Annotated in this window: 14 protein-coding genes; 5 read left to right on the top strand and 9 right to left on the bottom strand. The window is 39.6% G+C overall.

Going from position 1 to position 17,655, the window contains the following annotated elements; all coding sequences use genetic code 11:
- The first annotated feature begins 87 nt into the window (after window positions 1-87).
- Together ACT170_RS03110 and ACT170_RS03105 are read left to right on the top strand one after the other, a co-directional pair.
- Window positions 88-1,350 carry a hypothetical protein gene (locus ACT170_RS03110; protein WP_223297839.1) on the top strand — a complete coding sequence of 421 codons (1,263 nt, stop codon included), beginning with the start codon at window positions 88-90 and terminating at the stop codon, window positions 1,348-1,350.
- Window positions 1,340-2,629 carry a hypothetical protein gene (locus ACT170_RS03105; RefSeq protein ID WP_002884888.1) on the top strand — a complete coding sequence of 430 codons (1,290 nt, stop codon included), beginning with the start codon at window positions 1,340-1,342 and terminating at the stop codon, window positions 2,627-2,629. Before ACT170_RS03110 ends, ACT170_RS03105 begins: the two co-directional genes overlap by 11 nt.
- Before the next feature lie 166 nt (window positions 2,630-2,795).
- Here ACT170_RS03105 and ACT170_RS03100 read toward each other — a convergent pair whose 3' ends face one another.
- The 3 genes from ACT170_RS03100 to ACT170_RS03090 form a co-directional block, all read right to left on the bottom strand.
- Complete coding sequence (locus ACT170_RS03100) at window positions 2,796-4,733, bottom strand: DUF2207 domain-containing protein (RefSeq protein WP_037600619.1); 1,938 nt, start codon at window positions 4,731-4,733, stop codon at window positions 2,796-2,798.
- A 75-nt stretch (window positions 4,734-4,808) separates the two neighbouring features.
- Window positions 4,809-6,077, bottom strand: a complete 1,269-nt coding sequence (locus ACT170_RS03095; RefSeq protein ID WP_070438512.1) for a dihydroorotase — start codon at window positions 6,075-6,077, stop codon at window positions 4,809-4,811.
- Window positions 6,078-6,096: 19 nt separating this feature from the next.
- On the bottom strand, window positions 6,097-6,750 hold the full coding sequence (locus ACT170_RS03090) for a uracil-DNA glycosylase (protein ID WP_444818013.1): 654 nt from the start codon (window positions 6,748-6,750) through the stop codon (window positions 6,097-6,099).
- A gap of 213 nt (window positions 6,751-6,963) precedes the next feature.
- Between ACT170_RS03090 and ACT170_RS03085 the strand changes: the two genes are divergently transcribed.
- From ACT170_RS03085 to ACT170_RS03075, 3 genes are all read left to right on the top strand, one after another.
- Window positions 6,964-8,160 (top strand): cation diffusion facilitator family transporter, encoded by a 1,197-nt coding sequence (locus ACT170_RS03085; RefSeq protein WP_048790921.1) that lies wholly within the window; start codon window positions 6,964-6,966, stop codon window positions 8,158-8,160.
- Between the two features lie 230 nt (window positions 8,161-8,390).
- The gene (locus ACT170_RS03080) at window positions 8,391-9,737 is read left to right on the top strand and encodes a D-alanyl-D-alanine carboxypeptidase (protein WP_048790922.1); all 1,347 of its coding nucleotides are present in this window, start codon (window positions 8,391-8,393) and stop codon (window positions 9,735-9,737) included.
- 188 nt (window positions 9,738-9,925) lie between these two features.
- Window positions 9,926-11,266, top strand: coding sequence for a D-alanyl-D-alanine carboxypeptidase family protein (locus tag ACT170_RS03075; RefSeq protein ID WP_048790923.1), 1,341 nt, complete (start codon window positions 9,926-9,928; stop codon window positions 11,264-11,266).
- Window positions 11,267-11,292: 26 nt separating this feature from the next.
- Here ACT170_RS03075 and ACT170_RS03070 read toward each other — a convergent pair whose 3' ends face one another.
- The 6 genes from ACT170_RS03070 to ACT170_RS03045 all read right to left on the bottom strand — a co-directional run bounded on the left by ACT170_RS03070 (window position 11,293) and on the right by ACT170_RS03045 (window position 17,581).
- Entirely contained in the window at window positions 11,293-12,144 is an 852-nt protein-coding gene (locus ACT170_RS03070) for a patatin-like phospholipase family protein (RefSeq protein ID WP_444818012.1), read from the bottom strand.
- Window positions 12,141-12,761 (bottom strand): SGNH/GDSL hydrolase family protein, encoded by a 621-nt coding sequence (locus ACT170_RS03065; protein WP_048790925.1) that lies wholly within the window; start codon window positions 12,759-12,761, stop codon window positions 12,141-12,143. The genes ACT170_RS03070 and ACT170_RS03065 overlap by 4 nt, the downstream gene beginning before the upstream one ends.
- 3 nt (window positions 12,762-12,764) lie before the next feature.
- Window positions 12,765-14,342, bottom strand: a complete 1,578-nt coding sequence (locus ACT170_RS03060; RefSeq protein ID WP_048790926.1) for an ABC1 kinase family protein — start codon at window positions 14,340-14,342, stop codon at window positions 12,765-12,767.
- Window positions 14,343-14,359: 17 nt separating this feature from the next.
- Complete coding sequence (locus tag ACT170_RS03055; RefSeq protein ID WP_004182567.1) at window positions 14,360-14,638, bottom strand: phasin family protein; 279 nt, start codon at window positions 14,636-14,638, stop codon at window positions 14,360-14,362.
- Between the two features lie 246 nt (window positions 14,639-14,884).
- Window positions 14,885-16,321 (bottom strand): glycoside hydrolase family 1 protein, encoded by a 1,437-nt coding sequence (locus ACT170_RS03050; RefSeq protein ID WP_021144203.1) that lies wholly within the window; start codon window positions 16,319-16,321, stop codon window positions 14,885-14,887.
- 123 nt (window positions 16,322-16,444) lie between these two features.
- Window positions 16,445-17,581, bottom strand: a complete 1,137-nt coding sequence (locus tag ACT170_RS03045; RefSeq protein WP_444818011.1) for an AI-2E family transporter — start codon at window positions 17,579-17,581, stop codon at window positions 16,445-16,447.
- Between the last annotated feature and the right edge of the window lie 74 nt (window positions 17,582-17,655).

Here is a 17,655-nt window from a genome sequence, read left to right as displayed (position 1 = left end):
CAACCTTATCACTTATAGGCAATTCGTATGCTCTTTTTTTAAGCGATATGGTATAATTGTATAGATTTTACCCGAATAGGAGAATATTTGATATTGAGTGACGTCATCGTTCACGGACTTACGGCATGTATAGCTTTTATTTTACAAATTGTTATCTTCAAGATGACCACCCAGAGGTCTCTTAGATACTGGATTCTTATTTTAGCAGGAATAGCAATTTTCGCCACTAGTTATTTTGGCATTTCCTTTCCAAAATCAGGCTTTATTGCCCTTGTACTTTTGCTAGCTACTAAATCCTACAAAAATCTAAGGCATACCATTTTGGAGACTTTCTTTATACCTTTCACCTTTGCTTTAATGGTGAGACTGGTCATTTTCCTGATTATTCCAATCTTTTTCCCTTCTGTCCTAGATTACTATTATGCTGGTCCATTCATACTCTTGCTTGCTTTCTTGCTGTGGTTTGCTCAAAGTGCCCTTCTTCAGGTGGACTACTCTCGAATGATGCAAATTGATAAGGCAAGACCTTGGTACAGATCAACATCTGTTGCCCTTTGTACCTTGGCTATTATTTACTTTGCTTCCGAACTCCTTTCGACAAGCATTCACTTTACCGTTGCTTTTCTTATTATTACAGCCTTGATTCTATCTGAGCAGGTTAATTTATATAGAAAAGACCTCAATGCTCAAACACAGGCGGCCCAAGAAGAACATTCTCACCTTCTACAAAAATCAAGCCAGAACATCAATACTTGGTACCAGAAAAAAACTAGTCAAGAGCTCTTTATCAAAGATGAAGCTGAAAATCTCTATGATATCATTCGTTTCCAACAAAACGAAGAGGCTCAGGAGTTAATTGATTACTTGCTGACTCCGAATCCACTAGACAAGAAGATTGATCATTTTTATCGAGATAAACTGGAAAATATTAAACTGCCTGATTTACAAGTACTCTTTGAAGCAAAATTTTTAAAGGCAAAAGAACTGAATGTTTGGGTTAGCATGGAGGTTCCAGAACCCATTACCATCTATCCTATTTATCCTCTAGACTGGGTATATGTCTTATCAACGATCTTGGATCACGTCATTGACCAAGCACAAGATAGTGAACAGAAATACCTTAGCTATGCTTATTTTAAAGACGAGGATAGTCAACACTTTGTCGTTGAAAGTTCAAGCACTAAAGAAGATTCAGCTATTACATCTGATTTCGCTGATCCTGAACTAAAACGTGTCAATAGTATCCTAGCTACTTATCCAAACGTTAACGTTGTTTCAAATACGCGTGCTGGGATCTATCGCTTACAAATTGAGATTGACATGACAAAAGGAGGTTACAATGATTACTAATATTATCAATCCTCTCTTACAAGCTGTTAGTTTCATTTCTATTTGGTACCTCTACCAGACCATGTCTAAAGTTAAGCCACTACGAGGACACATCTTACTTTTATTTCTATCCTATGTAGCTGCTGCATCTTACTTTAACTTAGTCAAAATCGTTATAGATCCACTTTTCTTCCTTGTTGCTGATTTGGCCCTTGTCAAAGAGCGTTCTTTCTATCATCGATTACTTTACGCTTTTTATCCAACTATCCTTTTTGATATGGCTACCCGACTACTTTCACTCGTCATTCTCCCTCACGTCTTCCATATCAAAGGTGATGTTACCCTCAATACTAACTTACATATCCTCACCTACATCTTAGCTCCGTTAATTATTTACCTAACGCTTAAGATCTTCGCAGTAGATCTCAATCAGATGAGTAGTCTTGACGAAGCTTGGGCTAGACGAAACTGGTTGCGAAGTACTGCCTTCCTAGCTATCTACTATGTCTTCTTTACTGTTATCCATGGTCTTAACAGTATCCTTCCAACAGCTAATGACCCTAAAAATTTATTTGAAATGGTTTTTAAGGTTAGTTCTAATAGTTCTGTGATTTTAGTTCTCTATATTGCCCTACTTCTATGGGATTTTTACAATTGGAACCAGGCTATTCACCAACAATCTATCGATAGACTTAACAAAGAACGTCATAAATTGTTGGGTACTATGACTAACTACAGCAAGTCCTTTATCCAGATTATCACCCAAAAGCAGAAATCCTTTGACCTATTCAAAAAAAATCTCAAGGATGTTTCACTGGCTTTGGAAGATGGAGATACTGCCAAAGCTACTAGTCTACTTGAGATTTATAAAACGGATAATGCTAGCATTGGTAATCCAGAGACGCAAGAAAACTTGGATAAGCTCAGCAATCCTATATTAGCTAGTTTTCTTTCAAATCGTATTTTGGAAATGAGAGCAGCACATGTCGACATTTCCATAAATATTAGTCCTCAGTTTGGTGAAGTTCCTTTATCTGATTTAGATTTGTATCAACTTCTCCAAGCTTCAGATAGAGCCATATTTAAACTCCTTCGTCCTGACATCAAGGTCAATAGTAGTTACCTGCAACTGGATCACTCACAACTCCTTGTTGTTGAATTACCTGTTTTGACTGACAAGGTTAGTAAGGATCAAGACCTTAATGAATTGGTAAAGAGCCTACCAAATGTTGACTATCGCATCGGTTTACATGCAGGTTATCTGACTCAAATTATTGAAGTCTTTGAGCCTGGTTATTAAGTGATAATGAAAAAGAGCCACTGGCTCTTTTTTTGTTGCTTTATATCTCTTCACAGTAAAACTTCCTAACATTTTTGAACGAAATAAATTCTTCGACATACAAAAAGACACCCAAAATCATATAGACTGAGTGTCTCTACAAATAGTAAACTCCGACTAGTGTGGATTAGAAGGCACCGCCTCCGCCACCTCCGCCACCACCAGAGAAGCCTCCGCCTCCAAAGCCGCCACTACCACTGTTCGAATTGATAGAGAAACTACTTACGCTATCTGAGGCAGAAACATAAGATTCTAGATAATTGACATTATTCATCATGATAAACGGTGCTGCTGAATAAGTAAACTCATCTAGAGATGGATTGCTGAGGTGGATGTTGTAACGTTTTAGGACATCACTTACTTTTTTCGCCTGTCCATAGAGTGTCGCATAAACCAAGATACGATTCCATAGGATGACAGATTCTAGCTCTGACTCTTTAAAGCTAGGAATACTCTTAATCATATTTTTAAAGCTATGCCACTGGTAATAGGTTGAAATTTGAGTTGCATCAAGACATCTCTGACGACGTCTTTTCACTAAGTACCAGAATAAAATCGTAACTCCTGCTATAGGTAGAAGACCAAGAATATAGTAAAAACCAAGTCCTGATCCAAAGGCAGCAAATAAGAACAAGGTTGAAAGAATACAAAGCACCATTGAAAGTACCAAAGCTGCTACTCCCAATAGGTTAAATGTCTTTTCTTTCGGACTAAAATCTCTATAAATGTTAGGAAGTCCAAGCGCAAATTCCTCTTTTTCTACGCCTTTTGCTACTTGATAGCCGTCATTAGTGAATTGATATTTGACACGTTTTCCTTGGGAACGTATTGCTTCACGCTCATAGCTTGTTCTAGCACTCTTAAATTGTTTTTCTAGAGCATCTTTATCAAGATAATAGCGCGAGAACATTTCCGTATCTCTAATTTCCATGCGACCATCAAACAACATATCCAAGAAAGACACTTCAAATGAAGAGAGACCTTCCTTTTCAATACGTGTCAGAATATTACTATCACCTTCTTGTCTATAGGTGAGATGACTTCTATCAATCAAATCAAGGATGGTTGCTTGCACCATATATTTGAACTTCAAAGGACCTGTTTCTTCTTTCAGTCCTGTTTTATCAAAAGACTGATTATAAACATTCTTAGCTAAGACCAAAGGTGCTAAATCTTGAGGGGCTTCATAAAGACGGGCATCTCGAGGGAAAGAAGGCGTTCTAGTGCTATAAAGAACAATGAGGTAACATAAAATACCAACAAGAACAAAGCTTAAGATTACAAGTGGCAAGGTGACATAAAATAGATGTCGAAACTTTTCTTTAGATTCCTTGATATCTCTTTCTTTTTTTAGAAAGTCTGCCTCATTCGTTTTATTTAATAAATAAGCCGGGTTATTTTCCCGTAAAGTACTGGTCATCGGCCAGTAGGCGTGTAATTCCAATTTACCTGAGGATGGTAAATTGTCTACATGAACCTGATAACCAGTAGAAGTACGCTTAACCTGTGGGTCTTTTCCGAAATAGCCGGTGTGGGCATAAAGCTCTCCCTGACTTGCATCTAGACCATCAACTGTGAAATCAACATGTCCAAATCCTTTATCCCAATCAGAGATAGGAAACCAATTTAAAACTGCAATATCTGAATATAGATTCAACAGGTGTTGGATTTGCCAAGTAACTTTGAGAACTACCCTGTCACCATCTGACCCTGAATTATAAACCTTGAGTTTCACCCCATCATTAGAGTCTGTTTTTTCTACGGTGATATCTGTCTTTTCTTTTCCATTTACGGTTGCCGAAACCTTAGGATCATCCATGATAGAATAGCCACCAATTTTCCCCAGAGTTACATACTGACCTTTATAATCACTATCAAAATCATAAGTCACTTCCTGAGTAAACGTCGCATTACCATCATCATGGATTGAAAGGTGACCTACATAGGAGGGCAGACTATACTCTACCTCATCAGCTCGGACATGTTGCAAAGACAGGGGCATAAAACAGGCTAACAAAAAAGTTAAAGCAAGGTATTTAACGAGACCTTTCAGTACTATTTTCATATTTTTGCTCCTTTTCAGATTAAAAAAGCAGGTGCACCACCAAATGACTCGATGTGCCCTGCTCTAATCTACTACTTAGGCTTGATAAACAATCTCACCGTCACAGATAGTGTATTTAACACTGCCCGTAAGCTCTTCGCCTACAAATGGTGAATTAGCTGCCTTAGACTTAAAGTCTGCTGTGACCTGACGTTTTTCTTTGTCTGCAAAGATTACGAGGTCAGCTGGTCCATTTTCAGCCAAATAACCAGCATCGAAGCCATATAAATCAGATGGGTTGCTAGTCATTACTTTCAAGAGTTCAGTCAAGCTTAAGTGACCTGCTTCAACCAAGTAGGTCAAACCAAGAGAGAGTGATGTTTCAAGACCAGTCATTCCTGATGGTGCTTTAGTCACATCAGCCACATTCTTTTCATCGGCATGGTGTGGCGCGTGGTCTGTGGCAATGACTGAGATGACTCCAGATTTCAACCCTTCGATAACGGCCTGACGGTCAGATTCCAAACGAAGTGGTGGGTTCATCTTGGCATTAGCACCTTTTGAGAGCAAGAGGTCTTCAGTCTTAGAGAAATGCTGTGGTGCCACTTCGGCAGTAACTTGCGCTCCAAGTTTTTGAGCAAATTCTACCACTTTTACAGATTCAGCCTTTGACAAGTGTTGAATATGAACGTGTGCTTGTGTATCATAAGCAATCATGACATCACGCGCAATCATACTGTACTCAGCTACACCAGTTGCCCCGCAAATATGGAATTCTTTTTTAGCAATATTTTCATTGAAACCGAGAATACCATTGAGGTCCGGATCCTCCTCGTGAAGGCTGATAAAGGTATTATTCTCTTTAGCTAGCTCCATGGCCTTTTTGACAATACCAGCATTGGTCAATGGAATACCATCATCTGAGAATCCGACAGCACCTGCTTCAAGTAAGCCCTTGAAATCAGTGATATTTTCACCATCAAAATTCTTTGTAATGGTCGCAACAGACTTAACATGGATATTTTCCTTAGCTGCTGAAGTCAAGACCTCCTCCAAGGTTTCCTTGTCTGAAATCGTTGGATTAGTATTAGCCATCATTACAACTGTTGTAAAACCACCTGCGGCAGCTGCCAAGGCACCAGTATGAATGTCTTCTTTATGGGTTTGACCTGGTTCACGGAAATGAACGTGAATGTCAACCAAACCAGGAGCTACCACAAGACCGGTCGCGTCGATGACTTGAGCATCATCAGCTTCGATATTTTCCGCAATCTTAACGACTTTTTTACCATCAACAAGAACGTCAGCTTGCTTATCCAAACCAGACTTAGGATCTACAACACGACCATTTTTAATTAGTAACATAATCTTCCAACTTTCTATTTTACTTCAACCAATCAATTGGAGATTGGCCTTGAGATTCAAGGTAGGCATTGGTTTTTGAAAAAGGCTTGCTGCCAAAAAAACCACGATAGGCCGACAAGGGACTCGGATGGGCACTCTCAATAATGGCATGCTTTGGATTGGTCACCAGTGCCTTCTTCTTACGAGCATAGCCACCCCAAAGTATAAAGACAACAGGAGTATCCTTTTGATTGAGGACCTTAATCACAGCATCTGTAAATGGTTCCCAAACCTGACCGGCGTGCCCATTTGCTTGACCAGCGGGAACCGTCAGACAGGCATTAAGCAAAAGCACCCCCTGCTCAGCCCATGAAGTTAAATCATGAAAGGGTCTAGGACCCAAATCTTCCTCTAACTCCTTAAGAATATTTTTCAAAGACGGGGGAGCAGGAAGGCTATCAGGTACTGAGAAGGATAGTCCCTGTGCTTGATGAGGCCCATGATAAGGGTCCTGACCAAGAATTACCACCCGCACTTCTTCAAATGGGGTCTCCAACAAGGCATTAAAAACCTTTTCACGTGGCGGATAAACAGTTCCCTGACTATAAACCTGATCCATAAACTGATTTATCTTTGAAAAATAATGATCTGGCAGTTCCTCTTTCAGAAGCTTGTGCCATGTCGAATGTTCCATAAAAACCTCTTTTTAGACTGTTTTACACCCTAAATTATACCATAATTTGTAGGGAATATTCGGAAAATACTGAAAAAACACCCTGATTACTAGGCATTTTCTATAAAGTTTTAAAAATGAATGAATCCACAAGTTTAAAGGGCTTACAACCTTTAACTCGTTATAGTTTTATGCTATAATTTAAACTTGTATTTTAACAGAAAAGGTAATCCTATGACTACGTATGAAAATTTAAGAGCAGCCAGACGAGGTCCTATTGTCAGCATTGCTGCCTACCTTCTTCTTACCATTGCAAAGCTTCTAGCTGGACACTTTTTAAACTCTAGCTCTTTGATCGCCGATGGTTTCAATAACTTGTCAGATATTTTAGGGAACGTGGCCCTACTCATTGGATTGCACCTAGCTAGTCAACCAGCTGATGCAGATCATAGGTTCGGTCATTGGAAGATTGAAGACTTATCAAGCCTAGTCACTTCCTTTATCATGTTCGTAGTAGGTTTCCAAGTCCTCATTCAAACAGTCCGAAAGATTTTTCTAAGAGAGGAAACAATGGTTGATCCACTTGGTGCCACTGTTGGTATCCTGTCTGCTATCGTCATGTGTGGCGTTTACTTTTACAATAAAAGACTTGCTAAAAAGCTAAAATCTAGTGCTTTGATTGCTGCTGCCAAGGACAATCTCTCCGATGCTGTAACTTCTATTGGTACCTCAATCGCTATCGTTGCAGCATCCTTCAACCTTACGATTATTGACTATATTACTGCTATTATCATTACCTTCTTCATCCTAAAGACAGCCTATGATATCTTCATGGAAGCAACCTTTAGTTTGTCAGACGGTTTCGACGAGAGAAATCTCAAGGCCTATGAAAAAGCCATTCTTGAGATTCCAAAAGTCACTAAGGTTAAAAAGCAACGTGGCCGTTCTTATGGTAGCAACGTCTATCTTGATATTGTGGTTGAGATGAATCCTGACCTCTCTGTTTACGAGAGTCATGCCATTACCGAACAAATCGAGGAGGTCCTCAGCAAGCGTTTCTCTGTCTATGACACTGATGTCCACGTAGAGCCCGCTGCTATTCCTGAAGACGAAATTTATGGCAATGTCCTTCACAAACTCTTTCGCAATGAAAAGATTATACTGTCAAAAATTCCTGACTATGAAAATCTCTTGGCACCTGACTTCTACCTAATTGATGAAAATGGTCATCATCACACACGTGAAGAAGTCATTGCTAATCAACAACCACTTCTCAATAACTTTGACAGCTTCAAGATGACATCTGTTAGTCAAAAAACGAAACTAATTAGTTATGAGTTGGGAGGAAATTTCCACACTAGTATCTGGCGTCGAAATGAAACCTGGTTTCTGATTTACCACCAAGTGACAACGATAAAAGATGAAAAGTAACGAGCAAGTAAGCTCGTTTTTTTCAGCTTTCAACTATATTTTGTGTAACATTCAAGCGATTCTAAAAATTACATTAAAATGCCGAATGTTAGGAAAACTCTAACTTTTATATGTTATAATGAAAGTGTTTGTCACTACTGAATTTAGGGTTTTGACAGGCAAATGTTATTAATAGATAGAAATAGGTTCTGCCAGATACAGAACCCCATAGATATTAAAGGAGACACATTGTGAAAAAGAAAATTGTTGCCGTCCTTTTAGCAGCTTGTCTAGCCCTAGCACCGAGTTTGTCTAGTGCAGACGAATTGATGGATATCACACGCGCTGCTGGTTATACTGAAGCCACTGAGGCCTATCGCCCCAAATCAACCCTCTTAATTGATGGCAATACCGGAGATGTCCTCTGGGAAGAAAATGCTGACGAGGTGCGTGACCCTGCTTCTATGTCTAAGGCCATGACACTTTATTTGGTCTTTGAAGCTATGTCTAAAGGAGAGATTTCTGAAGATACTGTTATCACAGCTACTCCAACCGACCAAGCTATTGCCGATATTTACGAAATTTCCAACAACAAGATTGTTGCGGGTGTTGATTATACGGTTTCAGAACTCATCACTATGACGGCGGTGCCTTCCTCTAACGTTACAACAGTGATGTTAGCCAACTACTTGACCAATAATGATCCTGATAAATGGCTTGACATGATGAATGAAAAGTCTAAAGAGCTAGGGATGACAAATACCAAATGGTTCAACGCTTCTGGTGCCGTTGCTGTTGCCTTCAAAGGTTACTACAGTCCTCAACGTTATGATAACAACCAAACCAACCAAACAACTGCGCGTGATTTGGCTATCATGACCTATAACTTCATCAAGAAATACCCAGAAATTCTCAAGTACACTAGCAAACCTGTTGTCACAGTTAAAAAGGGAACACCTTACGAGGAAACCTTCGAGACTTATAACTACTCTATTCCAGGTGCCAAATACGGAATTGATGGGGTTGATGGTTTGAAGACAGGATCAAGCCCAGAAGGTGCCTTCAACTATATTGATACTATCAAGCGTGGTGATCAACGTATGATTGCTGTCATCATGGGTTCTGGTGATTGGTCTGACCAAACAGGTGAAGAAATTCGTCATACCTTTGGTAATGCACTTGTAGAGAAAATGTATAAAGACTTCTCTTACAAGAAAGTTCTTAGCAAGGGTGAACAAGAAATCGACGGTAAAAAATACAATGTCGAAAAAGATGTCTACGCCACAGTCAAAAAAGGCAAAGACCCTAAAATCTCTGTTAAAGACGACCACATTGTTATTGATAATGGTCTGAAGACAGTATCACCTAAGATCAAGGCTACTTCTGTTAAAGCTACAAAAGTTAAGGGATGGTTCGATTTTGAAAGTAACCAAAAAGATACAAAGACTACTAAAGCAACAAATAATGGCCAACTTCCAGTTTATTTCTGGTTGCTATGCCTTATCCCAGTTGGTCTCCTCTACTTGATTTACCTTAATGAAAAAGGACGTCGTCAAAGAGTCAAAGAACGTCGTCAAGCAAGACAAATCAATAAATAAAAGAAAGCGTGTCCATGACACGTTTTTTTTATACTCTATTCAAGGAAGTCCCCCAAGAATACTGATAAAACCACCCAAAACTATGCTATAATAGACGAGTATGACTTTTTTTACAAACATATAACAAAAATAGATTAAAGGATGCCTTTTAAAAGAGTATCTAAACGTTGTTACTAAGGAGACTATTTGTGAAAAAGAAATTGTTAGGACTCTTCCTGGTAGCTAGTTTGGCTTTAGCTCCCAGTCTGTCGTCCGCTGACCAACTGGTAGATATAGCACAAAAAGCGGGTTACAAGGAAGCCACCGAGACCTATAGACCTAAATCATCACTTTTGATTGATGCAAATACTGGTGATATCCTTTGGCAAGATAACATTGATGAAGTACGTGACCCTGCTTCTATGAGTAAGGCCATGTCTCTCTACTTGGTTTTTGATGCTTTGTCAAAGGGAGAAATCAAAGAAGACACCGTGATTACAGCCAAGCCAACCGATGAGGCTATTGCTAATATCTACGAAATCTCAAACAACAAGATTGTTTCTGGAGTAAAATACACGGTTTCGGAACTTATCACTATGACCGCTGTTCCCTCTTCAAATGCAGCAACAGTCATGCTTGCCAACTATCTCAGTAATAATGATCCTGACAAGTGGATTGATCGCATGAACGAAAAGTCTAAAGAGCTCGGCATGACAAACACTAAATGGTATAATGCCTCTGGAGCTGGGGCGGCATCTTACAAAGGCTACTACACGCCTAAACGTTATGACAATAACCACTCTAACCAGACGACAGCTCGTGATTTGTCTATCATGGCTTATAACCTTATCAAACATCACCCTGAAATCCTTAAATACACTAGCCAACAGACAGTAACTGTCAAAAAAGGAACACCATACGAGGAAACCTTTGAAAATTACAACTACTCCTTGCCTGGTGCTGATTATGGCCTCAAAGGAGTCGATGGCCTAAAAACAGGCTCAAGTCCTCGTGGAGATTACAACTACATCTCCACATGTAAGCGTGGTAATCAGCGTGTCATTTCAGTTATCCTAGGCGTTGGAAATTGGGAAGACGAAAGTAGCGAAAAAATCCGCCATGCCTTCGGTAACTCCCTCATTGAGAAAATGTTTAAAGACTATTCCTACAAGAAAGTCCTAAGCAAGGGCAAACAAAAGATTGATGGTAAAAAATACGATGTCCAAAAAGATGTCTATGCCACAGTCAAAAAAGGACAAGAGCCTAAGATTAGTGTTAAAGATGATTATGTCCTTGTCGATAATGGTTTGAAAACAGTGTCACCTAAGATTAAAGCAAGTACTGTCAAGGCAACTAAAACTGGCTTCTTCCTCTTCTCTGGAGGTCAAAAAGAGAAACAAACAAGCAATAAGCATAACTTTATGAAACATTTTGCCTTGTTCTGCTTCCTCTTATTACCACTTTATGTCGTCTACTTGATTTTTATCAATGAGAAAAAACGTCGTCAAAAAGTCAACGAACGCCGTCAAGCTCGACAAATGAATAACTAAAAGAACGTGCTCAACAGAGCACGTTTTTAGTTGTCTCCAAGAAATGTTTTGAGATGAGACATCTCATTTCGCATTTGTTCCAATCCCTCTTGATAGATGGCCTCAAACTTTTCAGGATCCTTCTCCAATCGACCAACTTCAAGCGCATGCTTTGGACGAATGGCATAAAGATTTCCAGTTTTTTCCAAAGCCTCAATCTTTTCAATACTCTTATTGTAGTGGATATGGCGATTTGATGCCACATCAACGAATTCAGGATATTTGCGGTAAAAGAGCTTGTAGATTCGCTTACTCGTTTTAGATGGCTCTTTACGGTAGCCCTTAGGACGCGTCAGAACGACAATGAGTTTGTCAAAGCCCAAATTTTCCATAAAATCAATGGGAAGACTATCAGACAGGCCGCCATCCATATAGCGTTTACCCTTGTACTCGACAATTTCAGAAACCAAAGGCAGGGCGGAACTTGCACGAAGAGCTTCCATCTGCTCAAAGACATGATCAATCTTGATATAGTCTGGTTTTCCGGTCTCGATATCTGTAGTAACCACATAGAAGGGAACACCCGACTCCGCAAAAGCCTCCTGATCAAAAACGTTTAACTCCATAGGAACCTTATAATAAGAGAACTCCTTATTTACAAAGTTACCTGTTGTCAGCCATGACCAGAAACTCATGTAGCGACGGTCTCCCATGAATCGTTTGTTGTAGCGAAGGGCTCTTTTGGGCTGGTTAGAAAGGTAATTAACACCAAAAAGTGCTCCAGCTGATACTGATACAACGCCGTCTACTGTGATTCCAGCTTCTAAAAAAGCATCTAAAACACCAGCAGTGTATAAGCCACGCATGCCTCCGCCTTCAAGGACTAAGCCTACCTTCATTCTAAAATCTCCTTCTTGATTGGTTCTGCTAGGACTTGATAACCTTGTGGACTCAAGTGTAAACCATCCGTTGTGTAAGTGTCATTTAACTGTCCTTGGGCATCTGTCAGGTAATCATAAAGATCAACATAGGTCACACCAGGGAGAACAGCTAATTGTTGATTAAGTTCACGGACAGTCGCATTATTTCGAATCTTAACCTTAGAAGCATATTGTGATTTTTCACTAACCGGAAAGACACTCAGCAAATAGATTTCAGTAAAGAGGGATTCCTGACGAACTGTCATGACAATTTCGGAAATACGATTAACAATATCTCGAATGGGGTAGCCCCTTCCGATGTCGTTAATACCAATCAAGAGTACCATTTTACTGGGTTCCAAATCTAAGACCTGTTCTTTAAGGTGTTCTAAAAGCCAAACCGAGTCTGTTCCTGCAATCCCACGGTTTACCAAGGGGACCTCTCGACCCAAATATTTTTTCAATGCAAAAAACTCCGTGATGGAGTCCCCTGCAAAAACAATTTGACCTTTATCTAACTTATGATTTTCAGTCACAAATTTGGCTAAACGCTCTTCTTGATAGGCCACAAGCTCGGGCCTAGTTGTTTCAATCATACTTCATCCTTTTTTCTTAAATATTATACGCACTACCGTGATTAAAGCTAGAAAAGTTCCAAGTCCAAGAAATAGCCAGGCAAGATTTTCAAAACCTGATTTATTGGCCAAAAGGGCACCGGAAAGTAGAAATCCCAATGTCAACAAGGCTAAAACCAAATTATTTAAAACTTTCTCAAAGACTTTAATTCGACCTGAAAAGTTGATAAAATCATGGTTTACCACAATTCGTCCGTTTAAAATCTGCTCCAATAGCTGATGCAGGCGACGCGGAATATTTTTCCCATTGCGAATAAGATAAAAGAGTTCAATCAAGATACTCTCTTTATTCAGGGCCTGCTTAAGCATGTCAGGTCCCATATTTTCTAGGAAATAATCCTTGGCCAAAGTCATCAAATCCATATTTGGGGCCAACTCTCGGAAAATACCTTCGATTTGAAGCGAAGCCTTCTCCAAAATGGTAATTTGAGACGAGGCTTTAAGATGGTTCTTCTGGAAAATAGCCAGTAAATCCTCTAGTAAATCTGTCATGGACAGACTTCCCAAGTCAACACCAGAATAACGACCCAGCATCTGCTCGACATCCTGACTTAGAACCGCACGGTTTAGCCCATTATCAAACTGGGTAACTGACAAGATAGCCTTAGTCATGCCGTCAACATCCTGAGCAGTAAAACTATATAGGATATCATTTAAGGACGCACGCATCCCCACTTCCAACTCACCCATAATGCCAAAGTCAATGAAACAAATCTTGCCATCACGTACCAAGAGATTTCCAGGATGAGGATCACCATGAAAATAGCCATCTTTGAAAACCTGCTTGATAAATGACAGCATTAGTTTCTTGCCCACGTCTTCCAGGTCATAGCCAGCCTCAAGCAGTTGGCTGTAGTCATTAAGCGGAATCCCATCGATGTACTCTTCAACTATGAGGTGTGGCGTCGTGAAGGTATCATAAACCTTTGGGACACCTAGACAAGCAACAGCCCTGTTATTTGCCTTAAAACGCTTCATGGCCTCTGCTTCATTTCTGAAATCAAGTTCCTTAATTAGAGTTTCTCGCAGATTTTCCAAAACCTCCTGAACATCGACCATAGGTATAAAATGCTTTGGAATATGGCGTGCAAGCTTAATGAGAAGCTGAATATCTTCCTTAACGACCTCATCAATACCAGGTCGCTGAATTTTTACAATTACTTCCTGACCAGACAACAATCTAGCCCTATGGGTCTGAGCTACAGAACCAGAAGCCAAGGGCTCTTCCGAAAAATCAAGAAAACTGTCAGAAAGCCCACTGGGTAATTCTCGCCTAATGGCCGTCATGACTTCCTCTTTATTCAAGGGAGGAACTGAACTCTGGAGTTTTGATAATTCTCTGATATAGGCCTCTGGCAAAAGGTCAGAGCGCGTGGATAGGATTTGACCAATTTTAACAAAACTAGGTCCCAATTGCTCAAAGGCTTGGCGTAGCTTGACAGGTGTTGTCTGTTGGTCTTGAGGAAGGTGTTTTTCACGATAAGAAAGGAGACCAACTGACGAGAAAACCTTCAACACATGTCTCAATCGTTTACTTGCCATTTTAGTCTCCTTACAATTTATTTATTTTGACTGAGCAAAGCGTCAAGTTTTTCTTCAAGACGTTTCACGTCATCCTTAGTCGCATACTCAACTGAAGATTTCTTAGCATCAAGTTTATTCAAAAATTCTTGAGCTTCTTCCTTACTTTGACGTTTGAGCTCTTGTTCCAGTTCCTTACCTTCTTCAACAGTCAAACGCCCCTTTTCAACCAACTCTTTGACAAAACTATCAGCTTTATCTACTGTCATAGCAGTCAATCCGATTCCAGCCAAGAGAACTTTTTTCAAATCATTCATTATCGTTACCTCCATCTAAGTAGGAAAAGCAAATAAATAGACTAGCCACTTCTTCAGAAAATATAAGAACGTTTTCACACTTTTATTCTACCACTTTTTCAGAAAATATGTGGAATAACATAAACAAAGTTATTGTGTATTAAAATACTCTCTTTTTGCTCATGTCAACAGAAATCCAGATATATCAAAGTTGTACTTTAATACTAAAAAAGAATCTCGAATATTTTTGAGATTCTTAGTCATACTCTATTTGTAAAGGGCTTCACCATTACTTTCGATAACAGACTTATACCAAACAAATGATTTTTTCTTATAACGAGCCAAGCTACCACTACCATCATCATTGCGATCAACGTAGATAAAGCCATAACGTTTACTGAGTTCAGCCGTTGAAGCTGATACCAAATCAATTGGCCCCCATGTCGTATAGCCCCAAAGTTCTACACCGTCTTGAAGGGCTTCGCCAACTTGAATCAAGTGTTTTTGAAGGTAATCAATACGATAATCATCTTCAACTGTTGGACCATCTGGGCCATCAACGAGAACATCCTTGGCACCTAAACCATTTTCGACGATAAACAATGGCAACTGATATCGATCATAGAAGTCATTCAAAACTAATCGAAGACCGATTGGATCAATAGCCCAACCCCATTCAGATTTTTCAAGGTAGGGATTTTCGACACCACCTAAGATGTTGCCTTTTCCAACCTTATAGTCTTGCGGATTGTGTGCTGTTGCCACAGACATATAATATGAGAATGAAATAAAATCAACGGTATTCTTCAAGATTTCTTCATCACCTGGAGCAAATTGTATTTCAATACCATTCTCTTTGAAATAGCGTTTAATATAGTTTGGATATTTCCCACGCGCATGGATATCTGAGAAGAGATAGTTTTGATTTTCAAACTCGTGAACAGCCAACTGATCCAAAGGATTTGCTGTCATTCCATAAGCTGGCATGGCAAGAACCATACATCCAATCTTAAAGTCAGGGTTGATTTCATGACCGATCTTGGTTGCTGAAGCCGAAGCGACTAACTCATGGTGAACTGCTTGGTAAAGATCCTGTTTAGAGAGCTCTTCCATCGGAGTTGAAATCCCACCTGACATGAACGGTGCGTGTAAAACAGAGTTCACTTCATTAAAGGTCAACCAATATTTGACCTTATCTTTATAACGTGTGAAGACTGTACGAACATAATTCTCATAAAAACCAATTAATTTACGATTAGTCCATCCATTGTACCGACGCGCCAAGTTGAGTGGTGTTTCATAATGGGACAAGGTTACAAGCGGTTCGATGCCATATTTGGCCAATTCATCAAAAACCTTATCGTAGAAGGCTAGACCTGCTTCATTTGGCTCGGCATCATCACCATTTGGAAAGATACGAGTCCATGCAATTGACATGCGGAAGACCTTAAAGCCCATCTCTGCAAAAAGTGCTATGTCTTCTTTATAACGGTGATAGAAATCTATACCTTCTAGTTTTAGATTATCTGGTGTTGGTTGGTCAGTAATCAAAGGATTCAAGGCCCCGGGTTCAAAGGGAACACCGCCTTTTGGCGTTACATCCTGTACGGACAAGCCTTTGCCATCTAGGTTGTAAGCACCCTCAAACTGGTTGGCAGCTGTTGCACCACCCCAGAGAAATTCTTTCGGAAATGTATATGTCATCTTTTATCTCCTTGCATTGTTCAATTTACTAATAGTATAACACTTAGAAAACGATTACACTTATACTATCTTCTTGAAATCTGATACTATAGCACGAAAAAAACAGACCGAAGTCTGTTTTAATTAGTCATTACTTTCAAGAGCATTTGCTGCTTTGGCTTCTTCTCGCCTAACAACATTATCTTTAACAATCTGATATAGGGTTGCGGCTACTGGCACAGAAACCAACATACCTAAGATACCACCCAAGGCAGAACCTATGGTGATTGCGAAGATAACCCAAATACCAGGAAGTCCGGTAGATCCACCGACCACATAAGGATAGATGAGATTCCCTTCAAACTGCTGCAAAATAACCACGTAGGCAACAAACAAAAGCGCCAAGGTCACAGAATGTGTCATAATCAAGATGGTACCAATCGTCACACCAATATAAGCCCCCACAACTGGAATCATTGCTGAAAAACCAATCAGGATAGAGATAGTTGCAGCGTATGGGAAATTAAAGATAATCATCCCAATATAACACAAGGTCCCCAAAATACAAGCCTCAAGCGACTGATAGACGAAGAAATTACGAAATCGATTATTGAGAATAGCAACTACATAGTGGAAAGTCTTACCATAACGTCCTAAATAGACGTCTACCAAACGATTGACCTGATTCCCAAGTTTCTCTTTTCCAGCTAAGACATAACAAGAAAAGACAATACTGATAAAAAGATTAATCAAGGTTGATGGCAGACTCGTTAAAGAAGTCAAGAAACTGGTCAAACCATTCATGATTTGTTGAAGCAACTGAGCACTGTAGCTATTGATTAGCTCTCTAACCTGTGTCACACCACCAAAATCTTGAATAATTTTTTGCAAGGATTTGTTCTTAAGCAACCAATTAATCAAATTATTAATAGCTGAGCGGTCTTGACTAATTAAGGTGTTGATACTGTCAATCAAATCAGGAAGGACAGTGAATACTACCCAAGTAAAGACCAAGCCAATGGTTCCCAATGCCGAGAGCAGAGCAATAGGTCGCTTGATTTTAGCGATAAAACCAAATGGAATAAACTTGACCAGCAGCTTCTCATAAAAAGACATCAGGATATTGACCACAAAGGCAATCCCTGCTCCAACCAGGAAGGGCTGACTGGCAATGTAAATAGTGTTACAAATTGAAACAACGGTTTCCCAATATGTATAGATCAAGAAACAGCTGAAAAAGAGGACAGCCAACCAAATGAACTGATTTTTTGTAAATTTCATAGGCACTCCAAAATTTAAAATACCCTTCCATTATACACTAAGAAAGGGTTTCTTACCATCTTTGATTATAGAAA

It is taken from the genome of Streptococcus sp. cx1 (assembly GCF_052384325.1).
GTDB lineage: Bacteria > Bacillota > Bacilli > Lactobacillales > Streptococcaceae > Streptococcus > Streptococcus salivarius_G.
This window is presented reverse-complemented; position numbering and strand designations above follow the sequence as displayed.

Bases quoted from the DNA above. Each gene is read 5' to 3' on its own strand.
- ACT170_RS03045 (WP_444818011.1), bottom strand. From the start codon at position 17,581: ATGAAATTTACAAAAAATCAGTTCATTTGGTTGGCTGTCCTCTTTTTC.
- ACT170_RS03095 (WP_070438512.1), bottom strand. From the start codon at position 6,077: ATGTTACTAATTAAAAATGGTCGTGTTGTAGATCCTAAGTCTGGTTTG.
- ACT170_RS03065 (WP_048790925.1), bottom strand. From the start codon at position 12,761: ATGATTGAAACAACTAGGCCCGAGCTTGTGGCCTATCAAGAAGAGCGT.
- ACT170_RS03105 (WP_002884888.1), top strand. From the start codon at position 1,340: ATGATTACTAATATTATCAATCCTCTCTTACAAGCTGTTAGTTTCATT.
- ACT170_RS03060 (WP_048790926.1), bottom strand. From the start codon at position 14,342: ATGGCAAGTAAACGATTGAGACATGTGTTGAAGGTTTTCTCGTCAGTT.
- ACT170_RS03050 (WP_021144203.1), bottom strand. From the start codon at position 16,321: ATGACATATACATTTCCGAAAGAATTTCTCTGGGGTGGTGCAACAGCT.
- ACT170_RS03055 (WP_004182567.1), bottom strand. From the start codon at position 14,638: ATGAATGATTTGAAAAAAGTTCTCTTGGCTGGAATCGGATTGACTGCT.
- ACT170_RS03085 (WP_048790921.1), top strand. From the start codon at position 6,964: ATGACTACGTATGAAAATTTAAGAGCAGCCAGACGAGGTCCTATTGTC.
- ACT170_RS03090 (WP_444818013.1), bottom strand. From the start codon at position 6,750: ATGGAACATTCGACATGGCACAAGCTTCTGAAAGAGGAACTGCCAGAT.
- ACT170_RS03100 (WP_037600619.1), bottom strand. From the start codon at position 4,733: ATGAAAATAGTACTGAAAGGTCTCGTTAAATACCTTGCTTTAACTTTT.
- ACT170_RS03070 (WP_444818012.1), bottom strand. From the start codon at position 12,144: ATGAAGGTAGGCTTAGTCCTTGAAGGCGGAGGCATGCGTGGCTTATAC.